The organism is Pseudomonas paraversuta (genome assembly GCF_904067025.1).
In the GTDB taxonomy this organism is placed as follows: Bacteria; Pseudomonadota; Gammaproteobacteria; order Pseudomonadales; family Pseudomonadaceae; genus Aquipseudomonas; species Aquipseudomonas paraversuta.
Genome location: NZ_CAJFDA010000001.1, coordinates 3,255,996 through 3,282,779, shown reverse-complemented (window position 1 = coordinate 3,282,779; position 26,784 = coordinate 3,255,996). Strand labels below are relative to the sequence as shown.

At 60.1% G+C, this 26,784-nt stretch carries 25 protein-coding genes; 11 read left to right on the top strand and 14 right to left on the bottom strand.

Annotation, left to right across the window (positions count from 1 at the left end; all coding sequences use genetic code 11):
- The first annotated feature begins 1 nt into the window (after nucleotide 1).
- The 7 genes from JQ848_RS14820 (at nucleotide 2) to JQ848_RS22680 (ending at nucleotide 6,834) form a co-directional block, all read left to right on the top strand.
- The gene (locus tag JQ848_RS14820; RefSeq protein WP_003441907.1) at nucleotides 2-1,990 is read left to right on the top strand and encodes a heme lyase CcmF/NrfE family subunit; all 1,989 of its coding nucleotides are present in this window, start codon (nucleotides 2-4) and stop codon (nucleotides 1,988-1,990) included.
- Complete coding sequence (locus JQ848_RS14815; RefSeq protein WP_003441908.1) at nucleotides 1,987-2,523, top strand: DsbE family thiol:disulfide interchange protein; 537 nt, start codon at nucleotides 1,987-1,989, stop codon at nucleotides 2,521-2,523. The genes JQ848_RS14820 and JQ848_RS14815 overlap by 4 nt, the downstream gene beginning before the upstream one ends.
- Nucleotides 2,520-2,996 carry a cytochrome c-type biogenesis protein gene (locus tag JQ848_RS14810; RefSeq protein WP_003441910.1) on the top strand — a complete coding sequence of 159 codons (477 nt, stop codon included), beginning with the start codon at nucleotides 2,520-2,522 and terminating at the stop codon, nucleotides 2,994-2,996. The genes JQ848_RS14815 and JQ848_RS14810 overlap by 4 nt, the downstream gene beginning before the upstream one ends.
- Nucleotides 2,989-4,191 carry a c-type cytochrome biogenesis protein CcmI gene (gene ccmI / locus JQ848_RS14805; RefSeq protein WP_003441913.1) on the top strand — a complete coding sequence of 401 codons (1,203 nt, stop codon included), beginning with the start codon at nucleotides 2,989-2,991 and terminating at the stop codon, nucleotides 4,189-4,191. Before JQ848_RS14810 ends, ccmI begins: the two co-directional genes overlap by 8 nt.
- A gap of 84 nt (nucleotides 4,192-4,275) precedes the next feature.
- Nucleotides 4,276-4,671, top strand: coding sequence for a hypothetical protein (locus tag JQ848_RS14800; RefSeq protein ID WP_003441914.1), 396 nt, complete (start codon nucleotides 4,276-4,278; stop codon nucleotides 4,669-4,671).
- Nucleotides 4,672-5,035: 364 nt separating this feature from the next.
- The gene (locus JQ848_RS14795) at nucleotides 5,036-6,721 is read left to right on the top strand and encodes a sodium:solute symporter family protein (RefSeq protein WP_003441915.1); all 1,686 of its coding nucleotides are present in this window, start codon (nucleotides 5,036-5,038) and stop codon (nucleotides 6,719-6,721) included.
- Nucleotides 6,703-6,834 (top strand): putative transporter small subunit, encoded by a 132-nt coding sequence (locus tag JQ848_RS22680; protein ID WP_003441916.1) that lies wholly within the window; start codon nucleotides 6,703-6,705, stop codon nucleotides 6,832-6,834. The genes JQ848_RS14795 and JQ848_RS22680 overlap by 19 nt, the downstream gene beginning before the upstream one ends.
- A gap of 47 nt (nucleotides 6,835-6,881) precedes the next feature.
- Here JQ848_RS22680 and JQ848_RS14790 read toward each other — a convergent pair whose 3' ends face one another.
- Nucleotides 6,882-7,604: an SDR family oxidoreductase gene (locus JQ848_RS14790; protein ID WP_202210897.1), complete on the bottom strand. Its 723-nt coding sequence runs from the start codon at nucleotides 7,602-7,604 to the stop codon at nucleotides 6,882-6,884.
- 174 nt (nucleotides 7,605-7,778) lie between these two features.
- Between JQ848_RS14790 and JQ848_RS14785 the strand changes: the two genes are divergently transcribed.
- Complete coding sequence (locus JQ848_RS14785; protein ID WP_202210896.1) at nucleotides 7,779-8,621, top strand: PhzF family phenazine biosynthesis protein; 843 nt, start codon at nucleotides 7,779-7,781, stop codon at nucleotides 8,619-8,621.
- A 15-nt stretch (nucleotides 8,622-8,636) separates the two neighbouring features.
- Here the strand turns inward: JQ848_RS14785 and JQ848_RS14780 are convergent, their stop codons facing one another.
- The 7 genes from JQ848_RS14780 to gcl all read right to left on the bottom strand — a co-directional run bounded on the left by JQ848_RS14780 (nucleotide 8,637) and on the right by gcl (nucleotide 17,482).
- Nucleotides 8,637-10,583: a DNA topoisomerase III gene (locus tag JQ848_RS14780; protein ID WP_202210895.1), complete on the bottom strand. Its 1,947-nt coding sequence runs from the start codon at nucleotides 10,581-10,583 to the stop codon at nucleotides 8,637-8,639.
- Between the two features lie 230 nt (nucleotides 10,584-10,813).
- A complete protein-coding gene (locus JQ848_RS14775; RefSeq protein ID WP_202210894.1) occupies nucleotides 10,814-11,818 on the bottom strand; it encodes a sulfate ABC transporter substrate-binding protein in 1,005 nt (334 codons plus the stop codon).
- A 93-nt stretch (nucleotides 11,819-11,911) separates the two neighbouring features.
- A complete protein-coding gene (locus tag JQ848_RS14770; protein ID WP_003441923.1) occupies nucleotides 11,912-12,733 on the bottom strand; it encodes an ion transporter in 822 nt (273 codons plus the stop codon).
- Between the two features lie 39 nt (nucleotides 12,734-12,772).
- Nucleotides 12,773-13,684, bottom strand: a complete 912-nt coding sequence (locus JQ848_RS14765) for an urea transporter (RefSeq protein WP_010656421.1) — start codon at nucleotides 13,682-13,684, stop codon at nucleotides 12,773-12,775.
- A gap of 157 nt (nucleotides 13,685-13,841) precedes the next feature.
- Complete coding sequence (locus JQ848_RS14760; protein WP_003441938.1) at nucleotides 13,842-14,732, bottom strand: 2-hydroxy-3-oxopropionate reductase; 891 nt, start codon at nucleotides 14,730-14,732, stop codon at nucleotides 13,842-13,844.
- 135 nt (nucleotides 14,733-14,867) lie between these two features.
- The gene (gene hyi, locus JQ848_RS14755; protein ID WP_003441941.1) at nucleotides 14,868-15,650 is read right to left on the bottom strand and encodes a hydroxypyruvate isomerase; all 783 of its coding nucleotides are present in this window, start codon (nucleotides 15,648-15,650) and stop codon (nucleotides 14,868-14,870) included.
- Between the two features lie 56 nt (nucleotides 15,651-15,706).
- Complete coding sequence (gene gcl / locus JQ848_RS14750) at nucleotides 15,707-17,482, bottom strand: glyoxylate carboligase (protein ID WP_010656420.1); 1,776 nt, start codon at nucleotides 17,480-17,482, stop codon at nucleotides 15,707-15,709.
- A gap of 267 nt (nucleotides 17,483-17,749) precedes the next feature.
- On the opposite strand from gcl, the gene JQ848_RS14745 reads away from it, so the two are divergent.
- A complete protein-coding gene (locus JQ848_RS14745) occupies nucleotides 17,750-18,190 on the top strand; it encodes a GlcG/HbpS family heme-binding protein (protein WP_003441948.1) in 441 nt (146 codons plus the stop codon).
- Between the two features lie 181 nt (nucleotides 18,191-18,371).
- Here the strand turns inward: JQ848_RS14745 and JQ848_RS14740 are convergent, their stop codons facing one another.
- Entirely contained in the window at nucleotides 18,372-18,977 is a 606-nt protein-coding gene (locus JQ848_RS14740) for a TetR/AcrR family transcriptional regulator (RefSeq protein WP_003441950.1), read from the bottom strand.
- 133 nt (nucleotides 18,978-19,110) lie between these two features.
- Here JQ848_RS14740 and JQ848_RS14735 point away from each other — a divergent pair, with 133 nt between their 5' ends.
- Nucleotides 19,111-20,052, top strand: coding sequence for a DUF808 domain-containing protein (locus JQ848_RS14735; protein ID WP_202210893.1), 942 nt, complete (start codon nucleotides 19,111-19,113; stop codon nucleotides 20,050-20,052).
- On the opposite strand, the gene JQ848_RS14730 is transcribed toward JQ848_RS14735, so the two are convergent.
- Nucleotides 20,042-21,241 (bottom strand): MFS transporter, encoded by a 1,200-nt coding sequence (locus JQ848_RS14730; protein WP_003441954.1) that lies wholly within the window; start codon nucleotides 21,239-21,241, stop codon nucleotides 20,042-20,044. The two genes, JQ848_RS14735 and JQ848_RS14730, sit on opposite strands and share 11 nt — an antisense overlap.
- A 116-nt stretch (nucleotides 21,242-21,357) precedes the next feature.
- Between JQ848_RS14730 and JQ848_RS14725 the strand changes: the two genes are divergently transcribed.
- Entirely contained in the window at nucleotides 21,358-21,960 is a 603-nt protein-coding gene (locus JQ848_RS14725) for a TetR/AcrR family transcriptional regulator (protein WP_003441956.1), read from the top strand.
- Nucleotides 21,961-21,979: 19 nt separating this feature from the next.
- Here the strand turns inward: JQ848_RS14725 and JQ848_RS14720 are convergent, their stop codons facing one another.
- The 4 genes from JQ848_RS14720 to JQ848_RS14705 form a co-directional block, all read right to left on the bottom strand.
- Entirely contained in the window at nucleotides 21,980-22,765 is a 786-nt protein-coding gene (locus JQ848_RS14720; protein ID WP_003441958.1) for an outer membrane protein OmpK, read from the bottom strand.
- Between the two features lie 358 nt (nucleotides 22,766-23,123).
- Entirely contained in the window at nucleotides 23,124-23,909 is a 786-nt protein-coding gene (locus JQ848_RS14715) for an outer membrane protein OmpK (protein WP_202210892.1), read from the bottom strand.
- Between the two features lie 110 nt (nucleotides 23,910-24,019).
- On the bottom strand, nucleotides 24,020-25,384 hold the full coding sequence (locus JQ848_RS14710) for a nucleobase:cation symporter-2 family protein (RefSeq protein ID WP_003441961.1): 1,365 nt from the start codon (nucleotides 25,382-25,384) through the stop codon (nucleotides 24,020-24,022).
- A gap of 84 nt (nucleotides 25,385-25,468) precedes the next feature.
- Nucleotides 25,469-26,758 (bottom strand): urate hydroxylase PuuD, encoded by a 1,290-nt coding sequence (locus JQ848_RS14705; protein WP_010656415.1) that lies wholly within the window; start codon nucleotides 26,756-26,758, stop codon nucleotides 25,469-25,471.
- Nucleotides 26,759-26,784: the final 26 nt, after the last annotated feature.

Here is a 26,784-nt window from a genome sequence, read left to right as displayed (position 1 = left end):
AATGACGTTTGGACTGTTTGTTCCTGAATTGGGCCAGCTGGCCATGATTCTGGCCCTGTGCTTTGCCATCGTGCAGGCCATCGTGCCGCTGCTGGGTGCCTGGCGCGGCGACAAGTTGTGGATGAGCCTGGCGCAACCTGCCGCCTGGGGCCAGTTTGCCTTCCTGCTGTTTTCGTTCGGTTGCCTGACCTACGCCTTTATGAGTGATGATTTCTCGGTGGCGTACGTGGCGAGCAACTCCAACAGCGCGCTGCCCTGGTACTACAAGTTCAGCGCCGTGTGGGGCGCCCACGAAGGTTCGCTGCTGTTGTGGGCGATGATTCTGGGGGGCTGGACCTTCGCCGTGTCGATCTTCTCGCGCCAGTTGCCGCAAGTGATGCTGGCCCGGGTGCTGGCGATCATGGGCATGATCAGTATCGGCTTCCTGCTGTTTCTGATCATGACTTCGAATCCGTTCGTACGTCTGCTTCCGCAAATTCCTGCAAACGGCAATGACCTTAACCCGCTGCTGCAGGACATCGGTCTTATCGTTCACCCGCCGATGCTGTACATGGGCTATGTCGGTTTCTCGGTGGCCTTTGCCTTCGCCATTGCCGCCTTGCTCGGCGGTCGGCTGGATGCTGCCTGGGCCCGCTGGTCGCGTCCGTGGACCATCGTTGCCTGGGCCTTTCTCGGTATCGGTATCACCCTGGGTTCGTGGTGGGCGTATTACGAGCTTGGCTGGGGCGGCTGGTGGTTCTGGGACCCGGTAGAAAATGCCTCGTTCATGCCATGGCTGGTGGGCACTGCGCTGATTCACTCGCTGGCCGTGACCGAAAAACGCGGAGTGTTCAAAAGCTGGACCGTGTTGCTGGCGATTGCCGCCTTTTCGTTGAGCCTGCTGGGGACCTTCCTGGTGCGTTCCGGCGTGCTGACGTCGGTCCACGCTTTTGCCTCCGACCCCGAGCGCGGGGTGTTCATCCTGATTTTCCTGCTGTTTGTCGTAGGCGGTTCGCTGACCCTGTTTGCGTTGCGTGCACCGGTGGTCAAGAGCCACGTCAGCTTCAAGCTGTGGTCCCGCGAAACCTTGCTGCTGGGCAATAACCTGGTGCTGGTGGTGGCCGCTTCGATGATTCTGCTGGGCACCTTGTATCCGCTGATTCTGGATGCCATCAGTGGCGCCAAGATGTCGGTCGGCCCGCCGTATTTCAACGCCATGTTCATTCCACTGATGGGCTTGCTGATGGTGGTAATGGCCGTCGGCATGCTGGTGCGCTGGAAAGACACTCCGGTCAAATGGCTGCTGAGCATGCTGACCCCGGTGCTGCTGGGCAGTGCGGCGCTGGCGGCGATTGCCGGCGTAGCCTATGGCGACTTCAACTGGGCGGTGATCACCACCTTTATGCTGGCGGCCTGGGTGTTGCTGGCCGGGGTGCGCGACATTGGCGACAAAACCCGTCACAAAGGCCTGATCAAAGGCATGCGCAGCCTGACCCGCAGCTACTGGGGCATGCAGATCGCCCACCTGGGGATTGCGGTCTGCGCGCTGGGCGTGGTGTTGTCGAGCCAGAACAGTGCCGAGCGCGACTTGCGTCTGGCGCCGGGCGAGTCCATGGAACTGGGTGGTTATCACTTCATTTTTGAAGGTGCCAAGCATTACCAGGGCCCCAACTTCACATCGGACAAAGGCACGGTACGGGTGATCCGTAACGGCAAGGAAGTCAGCGTGCTGCACCCGGAAAAACGTTTGTACACGGTGCAGAACTCGATGATGACCGAAGCCGGGATCGATGCCGGCTTTACCCGTGACCTCTATGTAGCACTGGGTGAACCGCTGGATAACGGTGCCTGGGCCGTACGGGTGCATGTCAAACCGTTCGTGCGCTGGATCTGGTTCGGCGGCCTGCTCACAGGCTTTGGCGGTTTGCTGGCAGCGATGGACCGGCGTTATCGGGTCAAGGTTAAAAGCCGCGTGCGTGAAGCATTGGGCATGACAGGAGCCACCGTATGAAGCGCTGGTTGATGCTGGTTCCGCTGGCCGTATTTCTGGGCATGGCGTGGTTTCTCTACAGAGGCCTGTACCTGGACCCCACCGAATTGCCCTCGGCAATGATCGACAAACCGTTCCCGGCCTTCAGCCTGCCAGCGGTCGAGGGTGACAAGACCCTGACCGAGGCCGACCTCAAGGGCAAGCCGGCGCTGGTCAACGTGTGGGCCACCTGGTGCATTTCGTGCCGGGTCGAGCACCCGGTGCTGACCAAACTGGCCGAGCAGGGTGTGGTGATTTACGGCGTCAACTATAAGGACGTGAATGCCGACGCCAAAAAATGGCTCAAGGACTTTCACAATCCCTACCAGCTGGACATCAACGATGCAGACGGCTCCCTGGGCCTGAACCTCGGGGTGTACGGTGCGCCCGAGACCTTCCTGATCGACAGCAAGGGCATCATTCGCCACAAGTTTGTCGGTGTGATCGATGAAACCGTTTGGCGCGAACAACTGGCCAGCCGCTATCAGGCGCTGGTTGACGAGGCCAAGCCATGAAGCGCTGGTTAGCGGCAGCAGCCCTGGGCCTGGCCCTGAGCGGCGTGGCCCAGGGGGCCATCGACACCTATGAGTTTGCCAATGATGCCGAACGCGCGCGTTTTCGTGAGCTGACCCAGGAACTGCGTTGCCCCAAGTGTCAGAATCAGGACATTGCCGACTCCAATGCACCGATCGCCACCGACCTGCGGCGCGAGATCTACCGCATGCTGGGCGAGGGCAAGGACAACCAGCAAATCCTCGACTTCATGGTCGCGCGCTACGGCGATTTCGTGCTCTACAAGCCGGCCCTGACCAGCAAGACCGCAGTGCTCTGGTTTGGCCCGTTCGCCTTGCTGCTCGGTGGCCTGGTGCTGATCGGGGTGATTGTCGGTCGCCGTCGTCGAGCCCCGCAGGCTGCAGGCTCGGACACACTTTCTGTCGAAGAGCGTCAGCGCCTCGACACTTTGCTGGATAAAACCAAAGATGATTGATTTCTGGCTCGCAGCAGGCTTGCTGCTACTCATTGCCCTCAGTTTTTTATTGATTCCGGTACTGCGCGGGCGTCGTGCCCAGCGTGAAGAAGACCGTACCGCGCTCAACGTGGCGTTGTATCAGGAGCGTCTGGCTGAATTGCAGCAGCAGCTTGAAGAGGGCGTATTGAACGCCGGGCAGCTGGAAGCCGGGCGTGCCGAAGCCGCCCGGGAATTGCTGGCAGACACTGAAGGCGTGGCCCCGGCGCGGGTTTCCAGCCTGGGCAAAGCCTTGCCACTGCTGGCAGCGATCATGGTTCCGGTATTGGGTCTGGGCCTGTACCTGCACTATGGCTCCAGCGATAAAGTCGAGCTGACCCGCGAATTCTCGCAACCGCCGCAATCCCTTGAAGAGATGGTCGCGCGCCTGGAGCGTGCTGCGGCAGCGCAGCCGGACTCGGCCGAAGGCCTGTATTTCCTGGGGCGTGCCTATATGGCGCAAAACCGCCCGGCCGACGCCGCCAAAGTGTTTGAGCGCACCGTGGCCCTGGCCGGCCGTCAGCCGGAGTTGTTGGGTCAGTGGGCCCAGGCGCAGTACTTTGCCGATGACAAACAGTGGAGCGACAAGACCCAGGCGCTGACCGATGAAGCCCTGAAGGCCGATCCGAAAGAAGTCACCAGCCTCGGTCTGCTGGGTATCGCCGCCTTTGAAGGCAAGCGTTATCAGGAAGCCATCACCTATTGGCAGCGTCTGCTCAACGAACTGCCCCAGGGTGACAAGTCCCGTGAAGCGCTGGAAGGCGGCATCGAACGTGCTCGTCAGCAGTTGCTGGCCAGTGGTGGCAAAGTCGAAGAGGCCCCTGCGGCCAAGGCCCGGGCTTCGATCAAGGTCAGTGTCGATCTGGCTGATGCAGTCAAGGCCCAGGTCCTGCCGGGTGACAGCGTCTTCATCTTCGCCCGTGCAGTCTCAGGCCCGCCGGCACCCCTGGCGGTCAAGCGCGTGACCGTGGCCGACCTGCCGATCACCGTTGAACTGGGTGATGTCGACGCAATGATGCCGCAATTGAAACTGTCCAACTTTCCTGAAGTCCAACTCATGGCACGCATCTCCCGCGCCGGCCAGCCAACAGCCGGCGAGTGGATAGGGCGGGGCAAACCGCTGTCCAGCAGCACCACGCAGCTGCAACAGCTGACCATCGACAGTCCGGACAAATAACCGGGAACCCCCAGGAGCGAGCTTTTTCAAAGCGGCAACGAAAAGCTCGCTCCTGCAGGGCAATCAATGACAAGAGAATTATCCATGGCCGTCCTTGTACGCATCACTGTGCTCAGTCTGGTTTTAGGCCTCAGTGCCTGTGCGGTTCATCAGCCCTATGAACCCTCGGCGCCATCGACGCCCGCTCCGCAACCCGCGCCGCAGCCTTCGGGTCAGCCGTTGCCGGACATGCCCATCCCCAAGCCGCCCAAGCCGCTGCCGCGGACTTCGGCCACCTTCGCGCCGCCACCCGGTGGCCCGAGCCATTGGGATGCGCGCATGGGGGTCTATGTGCTGGATGACCAGACCAACATCTTCTATCGCCAGCGTGCCTACTACCGTTGGGACAATGGCTGGAGCCGGGCAGTCAGCCCCAATGGCCCGTGGGAAGAGACCGACACCAGCGGTGTTCCGCCGGGGTTGAGCCGGCAGTTCAAGTGATGTAGTAACGGCGGCCCTCGGGTCGCCGTTTTTGTTTATGGGACTGCAACCGGCAATCCCCGCCCCAAGCCTGTTATAATTCCCGGCTGTCGGTGTCAGGCCTTGTGCCTTGGATACCGACTCATCTTCCGGCTCTTGCCGGCCATTGCTGCAAGCACAGGGTTCAACGTGCTGGCGCACGCTTTACCTTTGGACCTGGGTCGCCCTTTGCGTCCCGTCCCTTGTCAGCCTTCATGAAAACAACCCAGCGGACCACTGTCCGTCGCTGCCTGCCTGTCAGGAAACCCGGGTTGTTTTGCGCCTGCCTTTATCGGCCTTTCGTTGCGACTGTGACGACTGTGGCGCACATAAAAAGGAGAAAGGAATGTTTCAACTTTCCACCCCCACCGTGTTGCTGCTTCTGTTCTGTTTCTATGGCCTGACCTTTCTGGTGTCGTTGCGCGTCGGGCGCAAGGACGAAAACGTCGACGGTTATATGGTCTCCAATAATTCCATTGGTTTCGGCATGGCGGCTGCCAGCATGACCGCCACCTGGATCTGGGCGGCCTCGTTCTATGCCGCTGCCAGCTCAGGCTACAAGTTCGGTCTTTCGGGGGCGCTGCATTACGGCTTCTGGGGCGCGCTGATGATTCTGTTTATCTACCCCTTCGGCCGGCGTTTTCGCGAGCTGGCACCCAAGGCCCATACCCTGGCGGAAATCATGCATGCCCGGCACGGGCGCTCCAGCCAGATGATTCTGGCGGGCTCCAATATTGTCGGGAGCATGATCAGCCTGATGGTCAACTTCACCGCCGCCGGGGCGCTGGTGGCGGTACTCTCGCCCTTGAGCTTTATCCACGGGGTCTTGATCGCAGGCTTCGGGATTCTGGGCTACACCATCTGGTCGGGTTTTCGCTCTTCGGTGCTGACGGATTTCGGTCAGTTGATCGCCATGATCTTCGCGGCCGTGGTGATTATTCCGATTATTTTCTTCCAGCTCGGCGGCCCGGAATTATTTGCCCGGGGCATGCCGAATATTTCTGCCGAACAAGCGAGTTTTTACTCGAAAACCGCGATTCTGGAACAGGGCGCCCCCTATTTTGTCGCGGTGCTGGCGTATGCCATTGGTAATCAGACCATCGCCCAGCGGCTGTTCGCGGTGCGTGAAGACCTGATGAAATCGACCTTTGTCACGGCTACCATCGGCTATGCCTCGATCGTGATCGGCCTTGGCATGCTGGGTTTTCTGGCATTGCTGGCCGGTGTGCAACCGGTGGACGGCGACCTTAACAACCTGATCCCGCAGATGGCCTCGACCTACTTGCCACCTTTTGCGGTCGGGCTGTTTTTCATCATGGTGATTGGCTCGCTGTCGTCCACTGCCGATTCGGATCTGTCGGCGTTGTCGGCACTGGTGATGACCGACGTCTATGGCAAAAATATGGCCAAGGGCAAACCCAATCCTAAAACCATGTTGTTCGTCGGGCGCATGACCATGGTGGTGGCGACGATGCTCGCGGTGGTTTTCGCCAGTCTCAAGCTGGACATCCTGACCATGCTGATTTTTGTCGGCGCACTGTGGGGAGCCATCGTGTTCCCGGTAATCGCCAGCCTGTACTGGGGGCGCATCACCAATGCCGCCTTCACCAGTGCGGCCATTGCCGGTTTTGTCATGTTTCTGGTGGCGCGCTTCGAACTGCTGGAACTGCAGGGAGTGGTGGCCCTGTTCTTCGAACTCTTTGCATCGGTCGGTGGCGGGGTAGTCATAGGTTTGATGGCCTTTGGTTTCTTCGGACGCAAGGTCGGATTCACCTTGGGCGGCTTGGCGTTTCTGGTGCTTGCACCCTTTGCCTTTGGCTTCTTGCGCGACTACCCGGTTTTGCTCAGTTCACTCACTGCCTACGGCATCAGTACCGTGGTCTGTGTACTGGTGAGTTTGCTGTCCAACGAAAACTTTGATTTCGACTGCATCAATGAGCGTGTGGTGGCCTTCCACTACAACCCTGTGCCCGAAACCTCGGATAAACCTGCAATTGAACAAGGAGATTCCCCATGTCCAGCTACGCGTTAACCCTTTATGTAATGATCTGGCCGGTGATAGCGGCGGGCGTGATGATCACCCTGTGCGTCAGCGTGTACCGCGATATGCGCAAGGCCAGACGTGACGGCACCGACCTGGTGTAAATCGTTCCGTGGTGCGGGCAAGTGCCGTGCGCTTGCCCGCATGCGCATTAAAACGCGGCCTTGCCTACCGAGGCACCGCCGTCGACAAACAGGGTCTGGCCGGTGATGAAGCCGCTGTTCTCCGAGAGCAGGAAGGCAATTGCCGAGGCAATTTCCTCGGGTTGTCCCAGACGTGCCATCGGCACTCCGGCCAGATAGCGGGCTTCGCCTGCCGAACCCGGCGGGTTATTGGCACGGAACAGTTCGGTTTCGGTAGGGCCCGGGGCCACGGCGTTCACGGTGATCCCGCTTTGCGCCAGCTCCAGTGCCCACGAACGGGTGAAGCTGACCAGTGCGGCTTTGGCCGCGGCATAGGCGGTGCGTTGAGCGATGCCCAGCACCGTCAGGCTGGAAATATTGACAATCCGGCCCCAGCCCCGTGACTGCATCCCCGGCAGCAAAGCCTGGGTGGCTTGCAGCGCCGAGTGCAGGTTGACCCGCATTACGTCATCAAACGCATCCAGATCGATTTCACCCAGTGCTTGAGGGCGAACCAGCCCTACGTTATTCACCAGCCCGTCAAACGCAAAGCGTTCGCTGAGTTCCCCTAGCACCTGGGCGCTACGTTCGCGGTCGGCCAGATCCAGCGCCACCAGCGTGCCGGGAAAGCTCGGGTCATCGGCATTGCGGGCGATGCCCACCACGGTATGCCCGGCTTGCGCCAGCCAGGTTGCCAGGGCGCGACCGATACCTTTGCTGGCACCAGTGATGAGGAAGGTACGTGCAGTCATGCTGTGCTCCTGAGTTAAATCTGCAGCGATGATACCGGTTTGCCATTGACCCTGTAGGAGCGAGCTTGCTCGCGAGCTTTTTCAACGCAGCAACAAAAAGCTCGCGGGCAAGCCCGCTCCTACAGTGCGGGGGGCCATGGTAGGCTGCGATTTATTCGAAAACAGGAGGTCGCAGTGAGCCAATTTGAATTCAAACAAGTGGATGTTTTCAGCACGGTTGCCCTCAAAGGCAACCCGGTGGCGGTGGTGTTGAACGCGGACAGTCTGACCGATCAGCAAATGGCCGACTTTGCGCGCTGGACCAACCTCAGTGAAACCACTTTCGTCCTCAAACCGCAAAACCCGGAAGCAGATTACCGCCTGCGGATTTTCACCACCCTCAGGGAGCTGCCCTTTGCCGGGCACCCGACGTTGGGCAGTTGCCATGCCTGGCTGGAAGCAGGTGGCAAGCCGCGGGGTGAAGAAATCATCCAGGAATGCGCCGTGGGCCTGATCCGGGTTCGTCGCCAGAATGGACAGCTGGCTTTCACTGCACCGCCTCTGCTGCGCGACGAAGCCCTGGATGACGACCTGCTGCAGCGCATCTGCCGTGGCCTGGGGATCGACACCCGGGCGGTGGTGCAGGCCCGCTGGATCGACAATGGTCCCGGCTGGCTGGGGTTGCTGCTGCGCGATCGCGAACAGGTGCTGGCGCTGAAGCCGGACTTTTCACAGTTGCATAATCGGGTGGTCGGCGTAGTCGCCCCGTGGAACCCCGAGCGCGACGGCACTGAAGCGCAATTTGAAGTCCGTGCCTTCGTTGCCGGTGACGGCATGTCGGAAGATCCGGTGACCGGCAGCCTGAATGCCGGGCTGGCGCAATGGTTGATTGGCGCGGGTATTGCTCCGTCGCGCTATGTGGCCAGCCAGGGCACGGCCATGGGCCGGGAAGGGCGGGTATCGATTGAGAAAGTCGGCGCCGATATCTGGGTCGGCGGTGCCGCAGTGACCTGCATCAACGGCTCGCTGACGCTTTGACCGGCAGCCGCCGGCTCAAGTGCTTTTAGCTTTCACCGCCCGCTTTGGCTTTGCCCTGGCGGGCGCTGCCTTACGTTTTTTCTTCCACGCCGGCGCCATGCCCGCCGGGCTGGCCGGGCTGGCCGGGCCGCTGATGGTCATGGTCATGCCACTGCAGCGGGCGATGTGTTTGCTCATCCACGCCGCCTGTTTGGCGACGAAGGTCTCCAGGGTCATTTCACCGCTTTGCACCATGTCCAGCGCTTGTTCCCAGATGGCAGTGGTGCCGGGGTCGGCGATGGCGCGGGGCACCGCATCGATCAGGCTGAAGGCCGGCGCAGTGGCGGCCAGGGCCTTGCCGTTTTTGATCAGGTAGCCACGATCCAGCAGCCCCTGAATGATCCCGGCGCGGGTGGCCTCGGTGCCGATGCCGGTGGTGTCCTTGAGCTTTTGTTTTAACAGCGGGTCCTGCACCAGTTTGGCGACGTTTTTCATTGCCTTGATCAGGTCGCCTTCGGTGAAAGGCTTGGGTGGCTGGGTCCACAGGTCTTTGAGGTGGACGTTGGCAATGGCGCAGTCCAGACCCTCGCGCAAAATCGGCAATGGTTGCGGGGCCGCAGCTTCGCGACCCCTGGCCGGAGCCAGGGCCTCGGGCAGGGCGCGTTTCCAGCCGGCTTCGACAATTTGTTTGCCCACGGCGCGCAGGGCCTGGCCGGCGCAATCGAAGTCGGCCTGGGTGCGATCGTATTCGTGGTTGGGCAGGAATTGCGCCAGATAGCGTGCGCGAATCAGGGTATACACCGCACGGTGTTTGCCCGTCAGGCGTTCCAGGTTTTTCGCCGCTGCCGTAGGAATGATGCCGTGGTGAGCACTGACTTTGGCGTCGTTCCAGGCCCGGGAGCGGCGTTGCGGGTCGAGGTGTCCGGCCAGCGGTGCCAGGCTCGGGTCGGCTTGCTGCAGGGCGGCCAGAATCGATGCTGCTTCGCTGTGCTGGCTTTGCGGCAGGTAACCGCAGTCACTGCGTGGGTAGGTGACCACCTTGTAGGTTTCGTACAGCGCCTGGGCGATGTCGAGGGTTTCCTGGGCGCCGAGGCCGAGCTTTTTCGAACACACTTCTTGCAGGGTGCCGAGGTCGAATGGCAGTGGCGCGACTTCCCGCATGCGTTCGGTGCGCAATTTGCTCACCCGGGCACTGCTGGCGCTGTTGATGGCGTCGGCCGCCTGCTGGGCATGGGCCTGATTGAGGCAGCGATCCTGTTCGTCGCAGGTGTCGGGATCGGCCCGCCACTGAGCGGTGAACAACTGCCCGTCGTGTTTGAGCTGCACGTCGATGGCCCAGTAAGCCACGGGTACGAAGTCGCTGATGCTGCGATCGCGGTCGACCACCAGTCGCAGGGTGGGGGTTTGTACCCGGCCCACCGGCAGTACGCCCTGATAGCCGGACTGGCGCCCGAGGAGGGTGAACAGGCGGCTCATGTTCATCCCGATCAGCCAGTCGGCCCGCGAGCGGCCCAGGGCCGAGTGGTAGAGGTTAAAGGTTTCGCTGCCCGGCTTGAGGGCGGCCAGGGCCTTGCGAATAGACGCGTCATCCAGGGCTGACAGCCACAGGCGCTGGATCGGCCCGCGATAGCGGCAGTGCTCGACCAGTTCACGGGCGATCATTTCACCTTCGCGATCGGCGTCGGTGGCGATCACCAGTTCGCTGGCTTCGCCGAGCAGGCGTTTGACGGCCTTGAACTGGCTGGCGGTCTTGGGCTTGACGCGCATTTTCCACTTTTCGGGAATGATCGGCAGATCGGCCAGCACCCAGCGCTTGTAGCGCTCGTCGTAGGCATCGGGCGGGGCGGTTTCGAGCAAGTGACCGATGCACCAGGTGACGGTGACAGCGGGGCCCACCCAGCAGCCATCACCGCGTCGGCTGGCACCGAGCACGGCCGCAATATCTTTGGCCTGGGAAGGTTTTTCGCACAGAAACAGCCGCATAGCTCCACTCATTCATCATGCCGCACAGAAGGTGCACAGCATGGCAGAGAATGGCTGAAGGGCAACTGTTTTTACTGTGTTTTTGTACAGCCTTGAGGTGGTTGCCAACCAACCTGCAGGAGCGAGCTCTTCGTTGTGGCGTTGAAAAAGCTCGCGAGCAAGCTCGCTCCTACAGACAAGCTCGCTCCTACAGACAAGCTAGCTCCTACAGACCAGCTCGTGGGTGGGGGTTATTGACCGTTGTAGATCTGGTCGAACACGCCACCGTCGTTGAAGTACTTTTTCTGCACGTCGCGCCAGTCGCCGAAGGTTTTCTCAACCGACAGGAAATCGACTTTCGAGAAGCGGTCGTTGTACTTGGCCAGGATTGCCTGGTCCCGTGGACGCAGGTAGTTTTTGGCGGCGATTTCCTGACCTTCAGGGGACCACAGGTACTTCAGATATTCTTCGGCCGTTGCGCGGGTGCCTTTTTTGTCCACCACCTTGTCGACTACGGTCACTGGCGGCTCGGCTTCGGCCGATACGCTCGGGTAGATCACTTCGAACTGGTCGCGACCGAACTCGCGGGCGATCATTTCCGCTTCGTTTTCGAAGGTCACCAGCACGTCGCCGATCTGGTTGGTCATAAAGGTGGTGGTGGCTGCACGGCCGCCGGTGTCCAGTACAGGAGCCTGCTTGAACAGTTTGCCGACGAACTCCTTGGCCTTGGTTTCATCGCCGCCGTTCTTCAGAACATAGCCCCATGCCGAAAGGAAGGTGTAGCGGCCGTTACCCGAGGTTTTCGGGTTTGGCACTATCACTTGCACGCCATCCTTGAGCAGATCCGGCCAGTCTTTCAGGGCTTTGGGGTTGCCTTTGCGCACAATAAACACGGTGGCCGAAGTGAAAGGCGCGCTGTTGTCCGGCAGGCGGGTCACCCAATTTTGCGGAACCAGCTGGCCATTATCAGCCAGGGCATTGATGTCGGTGGCCATGTTCATGGTGATCACGTCAGCCGGCAGGCCATCAATCACTGATCGGGCCTGTTTGCTCGAACCGCCAAAGGACATTTGCACATTGAGCTTGGTGCCATGCTCGGCTTCCCAGTGTTTCTGGAACGCGGCATTGTAGTCCTTGTAGAAATCGCGCATCACATCGTAGGACACGTTTAGCAATGGCGGCGGGGTGGCTGCATGGGCAATGCTGCCGAGGGCCAGGCCAGCGGCCAGGATTGAGGCACTAAAAAGTTTTTTCACTGCGCATTCCTTGTTATAGGGAGCAATAGGGGCAAATTGCCAGCGACTATAGTCGCTGCCGCATAGGTCTTAAAAGATTAAAAAGCACTTTGGTTATGCATTTTTAGCATATAGAGCATTGCCGCAGCGTGAACAGAATGAGGCGGACTGTTCGTGACGTTGTTTCTTGCACGCCGGGCAGTCGTGCTGCAGTTGCTCGCCGCGCATGGCGTTGGCCAGTTCGGCGGTAAAAATACCGGTTGGCACGGCGATAATCGAGTAGCCCGTGATCATGACCATGGCCGAGATGACTCGCCCGAGGACGGTTTGCGGCACGATGTCACCGTAACCCACAGTGGTCAGGGTCACGATGGCCCAATAGATGCTCACAGGAATGCTGGTAAAGCCGTTCTCCGGGCCTTCAACCACATACATCAAGGTGCCGAACACGGTCACCAGGGTCGATACACCGACCAGGAAAACGATGATTTTCTGTTTGCTGCCCCGCAGGGCCGAGAGCAGGTAGTTGGCCTGGCTGAGGTACGGCACCAGCTTGAGCACCCGAAAGATGCGCAGCATGCGGATGATGCGGATGATCAGCAGGTACTGCGCGTCACTGTAATAAATCGCCAGAATGCCGGGTACGATCGCCAGCAGGTCCACCAGCCCGTAAAAGCTGAAGGCATAGCGCAGGGGCCTGGGTGAGCAATACAGGCGCAGGCCGTACTCCACGGCAAAGACAAAGGTGAAACCCCACTCGATGTAAGCCAGCAGATCGGCGTAGTCGCGGTGAATGCTGTTGATGCTGTCGAGCACCACCACCACCAGGCTGCACAGAATGATCAGTAACAGCGTGGTGTCAAAGCGCCGCCCGGCAGGCGTGTCAGCCTGAAAGACCATGACGTACAGGCGTTGACGCCAATCCTTGTTATTCATGTAGGTTGCTCGAGCCTTAAATGACAGAAGGTTCAAGGATTAACGCTCAATGCGCAACCTGCATTGCTCTTCGGATTTCGCCGCGGCGGGTCTGAGTACCCGCACACTGGAATGCACCAGCCAGCAGGCGAGAATAAATGGAGCGGTTAAAAGGGGCAGCCCCAGGGCAATGAATCCGGGGGTCAGGATCAGGGTCACGACGATACCGATCAATGGCAGCCAGGGTCGACGTCGCTGCTGGCTCAGGGCCAGGGCGGCCAGCACCGGGTTGTAGCCGCCGAGCCCGCTGAGCGCGGCACTGGTGTCCTGTTGATACAGACTGAATAAAAGACCTGCCAGCGATCCCGCCAATGCCCAGCCTGCGGCCCGCCAACTGCTCAGCCACAGCCCGAGCGCAATCAGCAACCCGGCCACGGGGTGTTGCAGCAACATGACCTGGCCAATGCCTTTGAGCACGGCCAGACCCAGGGTCAGGCCATTGAGTGGCAGGTCGTGATTCAGGGGTTGGGCCGGCGGGTTGTGCAGGTGCAGCAGGATCCAGCCCAGCCCGACAAAGGGCGCGGTATAGGCCAGAAGGCTTTGCCCGTCTGCCGCGCGTTTGAGCCACTGGTGAATCAGCATGGTACTCAGGCCGGCACTGGCGATGATCAGCAGCGGCAACAGGGCCGACCATTGCAGTTGGTGGCTCAGCAACATGCCCAACAGAATGCCGTTGTAGCTATAGAGGCCTGCCTGGCGTTCGGCCTTGGGATAGTCACGGCGTTGCGCAGTCAAGAGCCCGGCAATCCCTCCCAGCAAGGCGCCACTGAGCAGGCCCGGGGCACTGACCAGAATTGCCAGCAAGCACAAAACCCCGCACAGCGGCTGGCGCTGGAGGAAGATCTGACTGAACCCCGCGCACAGAGCGGTGGCCCAGTCAGGGCATGCAGGACTGAGTTGGTTTGAGCCCATGATGAGTTCCGTGGCACGCGGAGGGGGTAGTCGCTGCCGAGGCACGAAGGCTGCGAGCTCTTGGTGGTCAGCGCTTGGCGGTTAGCGGTTAACTGCTAACCGCCAAGCGCGGTCCTGCGGCCCGCATCGCTGTCTTCGTGCCTCGTCAGCGTCAGGTTTATTTGTCGCGGATCGAGAAGTTGGCCATGTGCTCCAGGCCCTTGATCAGTGCCGAGTGATCCCAGTTGCTGCCACCCAGGGCGGCGCAGGTGCTGAACACTTGTTGTGCGTTGGCGGTGTTGGGCAGGTTGATCCCCAGCTCGCGGGCACCGGCCAGCGCCAGGTTGAGGTCTTTCTGGTGCAGGCTGATGCGGAAGCCCGGATCGAAAGTGCCTTTGATCATGCGCTCGCCATGCACTTCGAGGATTTTCGAAGAGGCAAAACCGCCCATCAGGGCCTCGCGAACCTTGGCCGGGTCAGCGCCGTTTTTGGCGGCAAACACCAAGGCTTCAGCCACCGCCTGAATGTTCAGGGCGACGATGATCTGGTTCGCCACTTTGGCGGTCTGACCGTCGCCGTTGCCGCCGACCAGGGTGATGTTTTTGCCCATGCTCTGGAGCAGGGACAGGGCGCGGGCGAAGGTCTTTTCGTCGCCGCCGACCATGATGCTCAAGGTGCCTGCCTTGGCCCCGACTTCACCACCGGAGACCGGTGCGTCCAGGTATTGCGCGCCTTTGGCATTGATCTTTGCGGCGAAGGCTTTGGTTGCAGTGGGGGAGATCGAGCTCATGTCGATCACCACTTTGTTCGGGCTCAGGCCGGCAGCGATGCCGTCCTCGCGGAACAGCACGTCCTCGACCTGGGGGGTGTCCGGGACCATGACGATGATGAACTCGGCCTCCTGGGCGACTTCTTGCGGGCTGGCCAGGGCGACCGCGCCAGCGGCCACCAGATCGGCAGGAGCTGCACCGTGGTGGGTGGACAGGAACAGGCTGTGCCCGGCCTTTTGCAGGTTGCTGGCCATGGGTGAGCCCATGATGCCGGTGCCGATAAATCCGATTTTAGCCATGACAAATCCTCTTGTTTTTATTTGCAGCTGATGCAGGTCCGTGGGAGCTGGCTTGCCAGCGATGCGGTGTTTCCGTTTTCGCCGGGTGATCCAGTCGCTGGCAAGCCGGCTCCCACAAAAGACCCGTAGTCGCGCTTAAACCGCGTTGTGGGTTTTGAGCCACGCAAGACCGGCTTCGGTGCTGGTCAGCGGCTTGTATTCGCAGCCGACCCAGCCTTGATAGCCAATACGGTCAAGGTGCTCGAACAGGAAGCGATAATTGATCTCGCCGGTGCCGGGTTCGTGGCGCCCCGGGTTGTCGGCCAGTTGGATGTGGTTGATCTGCGGCAGGTGCGCCTGCATCGTGCGGGCCAGATCTCCTTCCATGATTTGCATGTGGTAGATGTCGTATTGCAGGAACAGGTTGGCACTGCCGACCTTGTCCTGAATGGCCAGTGCCTGCTTGGTGTTGTTCAGGTAGAAGCCCGGAATGTCGAGGGTGTTGATCGATTCCATCACCAGCCTGATCCCCGCCGCCTGCAGCTTGTCGGCGGCGTACTTGAGGTTGCTGACCAGGGTTTTTTCGACCTCGGCCTCGGCCACGCCCTGGGGGCGAATTCCGGCCAGGCAGTTGATCTGGTCGTTGCCCAGGACTTGTGCATAGGCGAGGGCCAGATCGACCCCCGCGCGAAATTCTTCAACCCGGTCCGGGTGGCAGGCAATGCCGCGCTCGCCCTTGGCCCAGTCACCGGCCGGCAGGTTGAACAGCACCTGGGTCAGTTTGTTGGCGTCGAGCTGGGCCTTGATCTCGGCGGAGCTGTAGTCGTAAGGAAACAGGTATTCAACGCCGTGGAAACCAGCATTGGCAGCCGCTTGAAAACGGACAAGGAAATCCTGTTCGGTGAACAGCATGGACAGGTTGGCGGCAAAACGCGGCATGGTGAACTCCTGTGAAAAGGGGATGCCCCTCCCCGAAGTGAGAGGGGCGCAGTCAGTCAGTCAAGCATCGAAATGGCGGTCGGCGCGTCGTTGCCTACCAGCGCCAGGTCTTCAAATTCATTGACTGCGTTGATTTCAGTGCCCATCGAAATGTTGGTCACACGCTCCAGAATGATTTCCACCACCACCGGTACGCGGAATTCCTTGATCAGCTCTTGAGCCTTGCGCAGTGCCGGCTGGATGTCGTTCGGTTCGAAGACCCGCAGTGCCTTGCAGCCCAGGCCCTGGGCGACGGCTACGTGGTCGACGCCATAGCCGTTGAGCTCCGGAGCATTGAGGTTATCGAAAGACAGCTGCACGCAGTAGTCCATTTCAAACCCGCGCTGTGCCTGGCGAATCAAGCCCAGGTAGGAGTTGTTCACCACCACATGGATGTACGGCAAGTTGAACTGTGCGCCGACGGCCAGCTCTTCGATCATGAACTGGAAGTCGTAGTCGCCGGACAGGGCCACGACATTGCGCTGCGGATCGGCCTTGACCACCCCCAGGGCTGCCGGAATGGTCCAGCCCAGCGGGCCGGCCTGACCGCAGTTGATCCAGTGGCGCGGTTTGTACACGTGCAGGAATTGCGCACCGGCAATCTGCGACAAACCGATGGTGCTGACGTAGCAGGTGTCTTTGCCGAACACCTGGTTCATCTCTTCGTACACCCGTTGCGGTTTGACCGGCACGTTGTCGAAGTGGGTCTTGCGGTGCAGGGTGGCTTTGCGCTGCTGGCAGTCTTGTAGCCAGGCGCTGCGGTTTTTCAGGATGCCGGCGGCTTTCCATTCCCGGGCTACTTCAAGGAACATCCTGAGCGCCGAGCCGGCGTCGGAAACGATGCCCAGGTCGGGAGTAAATACCCGGCCAATCTGGGTCGGTTCAATGTCGACGTGGATGAATTTGCGGCCTTCGGTGTAGACATCGATCGAGCCGGTGTGGCGGTTGGCCCAGCGGTTGCCGATGCCCAGCACCAGGTCGGATTTGAGCAGGGTGGCGTTGCCGTAGCGATGGGAGGTTTGCAGGCCGACCATGCCCACCATCAGCGGGTGATCGTCGGCAATGGTGCCCCAGCCCATCAGGGTTGGAATGACCGGGATCCCGGTCAGCTCGGCAAACTCCACCAGCAGTTCACTGGCGTCAGCGTTGATCACACCACCGCCACTGACCAGCAGCGGGCGCTCGGCCTGGTTGAGCAGGTGCAAGGCTTTCTCGGCCTGGATCCGGGTCGCCGTCGGCCTGGACAGCGGCATCGGTTCGTAGGCGTCGATATCGAATTCGATTTCTGCCATTTGCACATCAAACGGCAGGTCGATCAGCACCGGGCCGGGACGCCCGGAGCGCATTTCGTAAAAGGCCTTCTGGAAGGCATAAGGCACCTGGCCCGGCTCCATGACCGTGGTTGCCCACTTGGTCACGGGCTTGACGATGCTGGTGATGTCCACGGCCTGGAAGTCTTCTTTATGCATCCGCGCACGCGGGGCCTGGCCGGTGATGCACAGAATCGGGATCGAGTCGGCAGAGGCGCTGTACAGGCCGGTCACCATGTCGGTCCCGGCGGGGCCGGAGGTGCCGATGCACACGCCGATGTTGCCGGCTTTGGTGCGGGTATAACCCTCGGCCATATGCGAGGCGCCTTCGACGTGGCGAGCAAGGACGTGATCGATGCCACCGACCTTTTGCAGGGCAGAGTACAGCGGGTTGATCGCGGCGCCCGGGATACCGAATGCGGTATCGACACCTTCGCGACGCATCACCAGAACGGCGGCTTCGATTGCTCTCATTTTGCTCATCGTTTTGTGCCTCTTACGTTTTATAATTGTATACAAGTGGCTGTTTGGCGAGTGTATTCATGCTCCGGTGCGCAGGTCAATGGGTTTTGTAGAATCAGTTTGTAATAGCCGATCCCCTTTGTAATAGGGCACAAGGCCTAGTGATTTAGGGTTTTTCATTTAAAAATTGTATACAAATAAATTATTTATTGTGTTCTATTGGTTGTATTGAGTTCGCCCATAGAGGCGCGCGAAAGGCTTTCCAATAACAAAATAAGGACGGCAACCATGAGTGCTTTAACCTTGAAAGTCGCTTTAGACCTGACCGCACAGGCCTTGAACACAGGGCGCCGGATAAGCGCCGCCCCATTGACCGTGGCGGTGCTGGACAGCGGCGGGCATTTGCTGGCGCTGCAGCGCGAAGATGGCGCCAGCCTGCTACGGCCCAGCATTGCCATTGGCAAGGCTTGGGGCGCGATTGCACTGGGTAAGGGCTCGCGTTTGCTGGCGCTGGATGCACAGCAGCGCCCGGCGTTTTTCGCCGCGCTGAACGGCATGGGCCAGAGTGACGTGGTGCCTGCGCCGGGCGGGGTACTGATTCGCGATGCTCAGGGGCAGGTGATAGGCGCCATGGGTATCAGCGGCGATACCTCGGATATTGACGAGCAATGCGCCATCAGTGCGATAGAAGCCCAGGGCTTGCGGGCGGATGCGGGGGTGGCGGTGTAGTCCGCTATTGGCTCGCCGCTTGTTGTAGGAGCGAGCTTGTCTCGCGATCTGTTTTAAAGGCTCGCGAGGCAGCTCGTTCCTACAGAGGGCAGGGGGTGGGCAGTCCTGTGCCTCGCGTCTGTTTTAAAAGCTCGCGAGGCAAGCTCGCTCCTACAGGGGCAGGGGCAGGGGCAGGGGATGGTCAGTCCGGTGCACATCCCTTGAGCACCAGGCGGATGATGGTCTGGGCCGCGGCTTCGTAGTCGCTGTCTTGCAGTTTGGCTTTGCCGGTGATGGCCGAGATCTGCCAGTCGAAGTCGGCATAGGTCTGGGTCGCTGCCCAGATACTGAACATCAGGTGATGGGGGTCGATCGGCGCAATCTGGCCACGGTCGATCCAGGTCTGGATGCAGTCAATGTTGTGTTTGGCCTGGACGTTCAACAATTGCACCTGCTGCTCGCTCAGGTGCGGGGCGCCATGCATGATTTCGCTGGCGAACACTTTTGACGCAAAGGGCAGGTCGCGGGAAATCATGATTTTGGAACGGATGTAATTGCTCAGTACGGCATTGGGTTCGCCGTCGGCATTGAACGGGGTCGATGCGCGCAGAATAGGGTCGATAATGCTTTCGAGGACCTCGCGATAGAGGTTCTCCTTGGATTTGAAGTAGTAGTAGACATTGGGCTTGGGCAAGCCTGCCTTGGCGGCGATGTCGCTGGTTTTGCTGGCGGCGAAACCCTTGTCAGCGAACTCTTCGCTGGCGGCACGCAAAATCAGTTCTTTATTACGCTCGCGGATACTGCTCATAAACCCGATATTTCCTTGCCTGGTTGGGCGGTCGGGCATGGTAGCACCGGGCTTGCGGGCTGCTCAAGATTGCAGCCTGAGGGCTGGCACGCGCTATGCTTGGCACCATTCAATCTGGAAGGGAAGTTTGCCCATGGCAGGCAGTAGTTTACTGGTGTTGCTCGACGATATCGCCGCAGTCCTTGATGACGTCGCGCTGATGACCAAAGTGGCCGCCAAAAAGACCGCCGGGGTACTGGGGGATGACCTTGCACTCAACGCGCAGCAGGTCTCTGGCGTAAGGGCTGACCGGGAGTTGCCGGTGGTGTGGGCGGTAGCCAAAGGTTCGTTTCGCAACAAGCTGATTCTGGTGCCCGCGGCGCTGGCCATCAGTGCGTTTGCGCCGTGGGCCGTGACGCCGCTGTTGATGCTGGGCGGTGCTTACCTGTGTTTTGAGGGTTTTGAAAAACTCGCCCATCCGTTTATGCACAGCAAGGCCGAAGATCAGGGCAAGCACCAGGCGTTGCAACAGGCGGTGGCCGATGCAGAAGTCGATCTGGTGGCTTTCGAGAAAGACAAGGTCAAGGGGGCCATACGCACCGACTTCATTCTGTCGGCCGAAATTATCGCCATCACCCTGGGGATCGTGTCCGAATCGCCGTTGCTGCAGCAGGTCGTCGTGCTCAGCGGTATCGCCATCGTGATGACGGTGGGGGTTTATGGCCTGGTGGGCGGCATCGTCAAACTGGATGACGCCGGCCTGTACCTGAGCCAGAAAACCGGTGATGGTGTGTGGTCAGGTTTCCAGCGCAGTTTCGGCCGCGGTTTGTTGAGTACCGCGCCGTACATGATGAAAAGCCTGTCGGTGATCGGCACCGCGGCCATGTTTATGGTCGGTGGCGGCATCCTCACCCACGGCGTACCTGCGGCCCATCACTGGATCGAAGGCTTGGCTGCAAGCAGCGCCCAGTGGCTGGGTGTGGTCTCGGCCATAGTCCCGACCCTGCTCAATGCAGTGGCCGGCATTGTTGCCGGCGCGGTGGTGCTGGCCGTGGTGGCGGGCGTGAGCAAGGTCTGGCGCGCCATCAAAGGCTAGGACGAACCGTGGTGCTGCGTTGCAACAAGCGATAACCCAGTACGGCAACCAGCAGCATCACGCTCCCCGCCGCCAGCGATACGCCAAACCCGGCCTGGGCACCGTAAGCATCAATGACCCAGCCGCCAAGCACGGCGCCCAGGGCAACCCCCATGCCCAGGCCGGTGATCATCCAGGTCAGGCCTTCGGTGAGCTTGGCCGGCGGCACTATGTTTTCCACCAGGCCCATGGCGGTAATCAGGGTCGGGGCGAAGAACAGCCCGGCGACAAACATGGCGCCGGCCAGGGTGGCGATGCTGTCGGCCCACATCAGCGGCACCATGGTCAATGCGGTGGCCAGCGCACCCAGCAGGAACAGTTTGGGCAACGGCATGTTCAGCTTGAGCGTGCCGAACACCAGTCCGACGATGCACGATCCCAATGCGTACACCGACAGCACAATACTCGCGGCGGCGGGTTGGCCTTGCTGTTGGGCGAAGGCAACACTGACCACATCCACGGTGCCGACAATCGTCCCCAGCCCCAGCAATGCCAGGAGCAATATCATCACTGCACCCTGACTCAGAACGGTGCCGTTGTTGTCGGCGCTGCGCGGGTGCACGGGTGGCTCGGTTTTGCGTTGCAGTACAAATGCAGTGACCCCGATCGCGAGGAAAATGGCGGCCGCCAGAGGGCCGGCCTGGGGAAACAGCGCCACGCTCAGCCCTACGGAAATCGGCGGGCCAATAATAAAACTCACCTCATCGAGTACCGATTCGAACGAGAACGCGGTATGCAGTTTGGGCGAGCCGCGAAACAACTCGGTCCAGCGTGCGCGGACCATCGCCGACATGCTGGGAATGCAGCCGGCCAGCGCGGCGAAGACGAAGAGAGTCCAGTCCGGCGCCGCGAAATGACTGCACAGCAGCAATGCCAGCAACGCCCCCACGCCGATGGCGCTAATGCCGGGCAGCACGCGGCCCTGGCCGTATTGATCGACCCAGCGCGAGATCTGCGGTGCCAGCAATGCCATGGACAAGGCAAAGGTTGCTGCCACGGCACCAGCCAGCCAGTAGGAGTCGCGCAGTTGCGCCAGCATGGTAATGATGCCGATCCCGACCATGGAAATCGGCATGCGGGCGAGCAGGCCCGCACCGCTGAAAGCCTTGGTGCCGGGGGCGCTGAAAATCTCGCGATAAGGGTTGGCCATACAAGCTCCGGAGCAGTCATCTGACCGCGTCACATACGCGGCGTATGCAGAAATATACGCATACGCTGCGTATGTCAATTAACATACGCGACGTATCTGAAATTAGGGGGACAGGCATGGCGCCCAAAGTGCGGTCACAAATGATTGAACAAACCCGTGGCAAGCTGCTCGATGCAGCGCGTCAGGCGTTTGGCTCGATCGGTTATGCGCAGACGTCGATGGATGAACTCACTGCTTCGGTGGGGCTGACCCGGGGTGCGCTGTATCACCATTTTGGCGACAAGAAGGGGTTGTTGCAGGCCGTGGTGCAGCAAGTCGATGCCGAGCTGGATGTACAGCTGGCAGAGGCCTTTGCGCGGGCGGCGAGCCCGTGGGACGGTTTTAAAGGGCGTTGTCGGATGTTTCTGGAAATGGCACTGCAGGTGGAGGTGCAGCGGATCATGCTGCGCGATGCGCCGTCGGTGCTGGGGTCGCAGTACCTGCAGAGCAGCCAGTCGGACTGCAGCGCTTCAATGGCGGCGATGCTGCAAGGCTTGATGGACACCCGGGTGATTCAGGCCACCGATCCCGAAGCCCTGGCACGGTTGATTCAGGGTGGCTTGATGGACCTGTCGTTCTGGATTGCCGGGGCCGACAACCCGCCACAGCGTCTGGCGGCGTCTCTGGACAGCCTGGACCTGATGCTGCGCGGGTTGCTGCTGGCGCCCCAGGCGCAGTGAAGCGCCCGGGGCCCGGGTATCAGAAGTGGTACTTGACCAGCAGGCTCGCAGTGTCCTGATTGGTTTTGAACGCGCCGCTGTCTTCGATGCCGTATTTGTTTTTCCAGTAGTCGTATTCAATACCGACGTACAGCTGCTTGGCGCCCCAGCTCAATGCCTTGCCCAGGTCATATTTGATCTGCGGGTTGAAGTGCAGGTTGGCGTGGTAGGTGCCGCGCGAGTTCTGGTCGTTGTCGACCACCCAGTCCATGTAGCCGTCGATCAGCACATCGGAATTGCCCAGGGGCAGGGTGTAGGACCACACCGGGGTGATCTGCCACACGCCACGGCCGGCACGGTTGCCTTCAGGGAAGCGCTGGTAGAAGTTCAGCTGGAAGTAGTCGAAGCCCGGTACGTTCAGGTCGAAACCCGGACCGATCAGGTAGGCATCGGTGTCGCCTTCGCCGAACTCGTAAGTCATGGCCAGCAGCACGTCTTTGATCGGACCGAACTCAAACTTCTGGTCGAAGATCTTGCCCATCGACAAACGCGGGGTGAACTCGCCGTAGTAAGTGTTCGGGCCTACGTTGCCATCTTTTTTACCGTTGTAAAAAATACGGTCGACGAAGAGAAAGTTGTCACCGTACTTCCAGCTGTCAGCGTGCTCGAAGGTCAGGGTCTGTTGAATTTTCGGGTTGACCTGGAAGTCCTTGCCGTACAAGTAAGTCAGGCTGTTGGTTTGCCATTGCAGCAGGTCGCCGGCAACTGCCGGTGCCCCGCCAAGCATGCTCCCCGCAAGCATCAGGCTGGTCAGAATGCGCTTCATTCGGTTGCTCCAAAAATTAAAAATTCTGCATTGATAAGAACGTAACGCTCTGTTCCGGCGCCTTGATTCCTCTGTTTAAAACTTGCCCTTTCGGTCAACTTTAATACCTGTAGCAAGTGCCGGGCCACGGCGGTTTGGCGGCCAACGTAAATCCCTCGGCTGTCGTCTGACAGTTGAGTGGATAGAGCGCTAAGGCGGCCGTAAACCCTTGGTTTAACTGTATTAAGTTGGCTTTGAAGTCAGCTTTGAACAACGCTCACCCGTGAGCGGGCGCGCAGGATACGGGCTCCGGGGCCGGTACTCAAGTGCCCTGTCATTGCGCATGTCGGGCAATCACAGGGCATCGCAGAGGCTTGATCTAGAAGTGCACTTTCACCAGGGCGCTGGCAGTGTTCTGATTGGTGTCCAGACGGCTGCTGCTATCGATGCCGTACTTGTCCTTCCAGTAACTGTATTCGATGCCGACATACAATTGTTTTACACCCAGATTGAGGGCTTTGCCCAGGTCGTACTTGATCTGCGGATTGAAGTGCAGGTTGGCGTGGTAAGTGCCCCGTGAGTTGCGGTCGTTGTCCACCACCCAGTCCATGTAGCCATCGATCAGCAGGTTGGAGCGGCCCAAGGGCAGGGTGTAGGAAAACGACGGAGTGATCTGCCAGGTTCCGGTGCCGGGACGCGGCCCTTCGGTGTGACGGCGATAGAAGTTGAGGGTGAAATAATTGAACCCGGGTACCGCCAGGTCAAAGCCCGGGCCGATCAGGTAGGCCTCGCTGTCGCCTTCGCCGTACTCGTAAGTCATGGCCAGCAATACATCCTTGACCGGACCGAACTCCAGTTTCCGCTCGAATATCTTGCCGAACGAAAGCCGCGGGCTGAACTCGCCGTAATAAGTGTGCGGACCTTTGTTGGGGTCGGCTTTGCCGTTGTAGAAAATCCGGTCGACAAACAGGAAGTTGTCGCCGTATTTCCATTTATCGGCATGTTCAAAGGTGAGGGTTTGCTGGATCGAAGGGTTGATCGCGAAATTCTTGCCGTACAGATACGTCAGGCTGTTGGTTTGCCATACAAACAGATCACCGGCCATGGCCTGACCGGCAGCCAGAAACCCACCCGCGAGCGTGATGCCCCAGTGTTTGCAGTTCATGGGTAATTCCCTTTTTTATTATTTTTAATACCGATGCGCCGATGCACTGTAGGAGCGAGCTTTTCGTTGCTGCGTTAAAAGCTCGCTCCTACAGACAGGCAGATGGGGCATCAGTGCTGATGCACGTGCCCGCTCATGGCGGCGCGACCGGCGCCGCCCAGCACATTGAACAACAGGTTCAGGCTGACCGCGCTGACGGCGGCCATGGCAATGCCGCTGTGGGTGATGGGGCCCATCCACAGTGGCAGGTGGGCGAAGAACTCCGGCCGTACCACCGGAATCAGGCCCATGCCGATACTTACCGCCACCAGCAATTGATTGCGTCGGTCGGCAATGTCCGCTTCCTGAAGGATCTTGATCCCCGTGGCTGCCACCATGCCGAACATGGCGATGGCTGCGCCGCCCAGTACGGCTGGCGGAATCGAGGCCACCAGATAGGCTGCCTTGGGCAGCAGGCTGAGGGTAATCAGGAATACCCCGGCCATGATGGTTACCGAGCGGCAACGCACGCCGGTCATTTGCACCAGACCGATATTCTGGGCGAAGGAGGAGTGGGTAAAGGTGTTGAAGAAGCCGGCCAGGAACGAAGCCCCGGCATCGCACAGCAAGCCGCGGCGCAGCATGCGCGGGGTTACCTCCTGGCCGGTAATTTTGCCCAGGGCCAGAAACATCCCGGTGGACTCGACAAAAATGATCACCACCACCAGACACATGGACAGGATCGGTGCCAGATGGAATTCAGGCATGCCGAAGTGCAGCGGGGTGACCACCTGGAACCACGGCGCCAGACCGATGCCGTTGAGGTCGACCATGCCCAGTGCGCCGGACAATATATAACCCAGGGCCATCCCGATCAGCACCGAAATGTTGACCCAGAAGCCACGCATGAAACGGTTGATCAGCAGGATGGTGGCCAGCACCAGTGCGGCGATGGCCAGGTACATCGGTGAGCCGAACTGTGCCGCGGCACTGCCGCCACCGGCCCAGTTCACTGCCACGGGGAACAGTGACAGGCCAATGGAGGTGATCACGGTGCCGGTCACCAGCGGCGGGAAGAAGCGCACCACCCTGGACATGAAGGGCGCGATGATCATCCCAAAAAAACCGGCAGCAATGGTTGCGCCGAAAATCCCGGTCATGCCGATACCCGGCATTCCGGCCATGGCCACCATGCTGCCGACTGCAGCGAAACTGGCGCCCATCATCACGGGCATGCGAATGCCCATGGGGCCGATGCCCATCGACTGGACGATGGTTGCGATCCCGGCCACCAGCAGGTCGGCGTTGATCAGGAAAGCGATCTCTTCGCGGCTAAGGCCCGCGGCCTGGCCGATAATCAGCGGTACGGCAACGGCGCCGCCATACATCAGCAGCACATGCTGCAAGCCGACCAGAATCAATTGCAACAACGGCAACCGCGCCAGGGGAGGCGGAGCGGTTATGGCGGGTATGCGTGGTTCGGTTAATTCGGACATGCAACACCTCGTTCATTTTTATTGTTGTGAGCTTGTGGTGTGTTTCTGTGACCGCGCCATGGCTGCGGTCACAGAAGGTGTGCGTCAGTTGGTGCGGGCTCCGGTGTTGATCCAGGCGCCCAGAAGGTCACGTTCCTGTTGGGTCATCTGGGTGATGTTGCCCAGCGGCATGATCTGGCTGGCGACGGCCTGGGCCTGAATCCGCGGTGCCATCAACTGGATTTGTTGTGCGGTGTCGAGCATCACGCCCCCGGGGGCCGCGCTGAACAGCGGGCTGGTGGGTGTGGCCGAATGACAGACCGCGCAGCGCTCCTGAATCACAGCGTGCACCTTGTCGAAATCGACGCTGGCCACCGGTGCTGGCGCTGCAGCAGGTGCAGTGACAGGCGCCGGCGCGGTAGCGGGTTTGGCGCCACTGACTGCGGTTTCAGGGATGGGCTGATACTTGATCACCTTGGCCACTTCGGGGGCGGTTGGTGCAGGCTTGGGGCCGGTGACGTATGCCAGGCAGATCATGCCCAGGGCCGCGACCGGCAAGGTCCAGGCAAATTTGTGGCTGTTATGGCGGGTGTTGAAGTAATGGCGTACCAATACTGCCAGCACCGCAATCCCGGCCAGGATCAACCAGTTGTAGGCACTGCCGTAGGTGCTGGGGAAGTGGTTGCTGATCATGATGAACAGCACCGGCAAGGTGAAGTAGTTGTTGTGACGCGAACGCAGCAGGCCTTTGGCCGGCAGGGCCGGATCGGGCGTACGGCCTTCCTTGATCGCGGCCACCAGAGCCCGCTGGGCCGGCATGATGATGCGAAACACGTTACCGACCATGATGGTGCCGATAATGGCGCCCACATGCAGATAGGCGCCTCGGCCGCTGAACACCTTGCTCAGGCCGAATGCGGCAGCTACCAGCAGTACGAACAGGATCAGGCCGAGCAGCGCCGGGCGCTTGCCCAGGGCCGAATCGCACAGAAAGTCGTAAATGAACCAGCCGGCAACTAATGAACCAATGCCGATGGCCACCGCTTGCGGGCCGCTCAGGCTGCTGCCGGGAGCGATCAGGTAAAGTGCCGGGTTGAAGTAGAACACCAGGCACAGCAGGGCGATGCCCGACATCCAGGTGAAATAGGCCTCCCATTTAAACCAGTGCAGGTTGTCCGGCATGGTAGGGGGGGCCAGCTTGTATTTTTCGAGGTGGTAAATGCCGCCGCCGTGGATGGCCCACAAGTCGCCGGCCAGCCCCTCTTTTGGGTTGTTGCGGTTGAGGTTGTTTTCCAGCCAGACAAAATAAAACGACGCGCCGATCCAGGCCACACCGGTAATCATATGAATCCAGCGTACGCTCAGATTCAGCCATTCCATCAGATGTGCTTCCACAGTCTCTACCTCTTGCCTGTCACTCT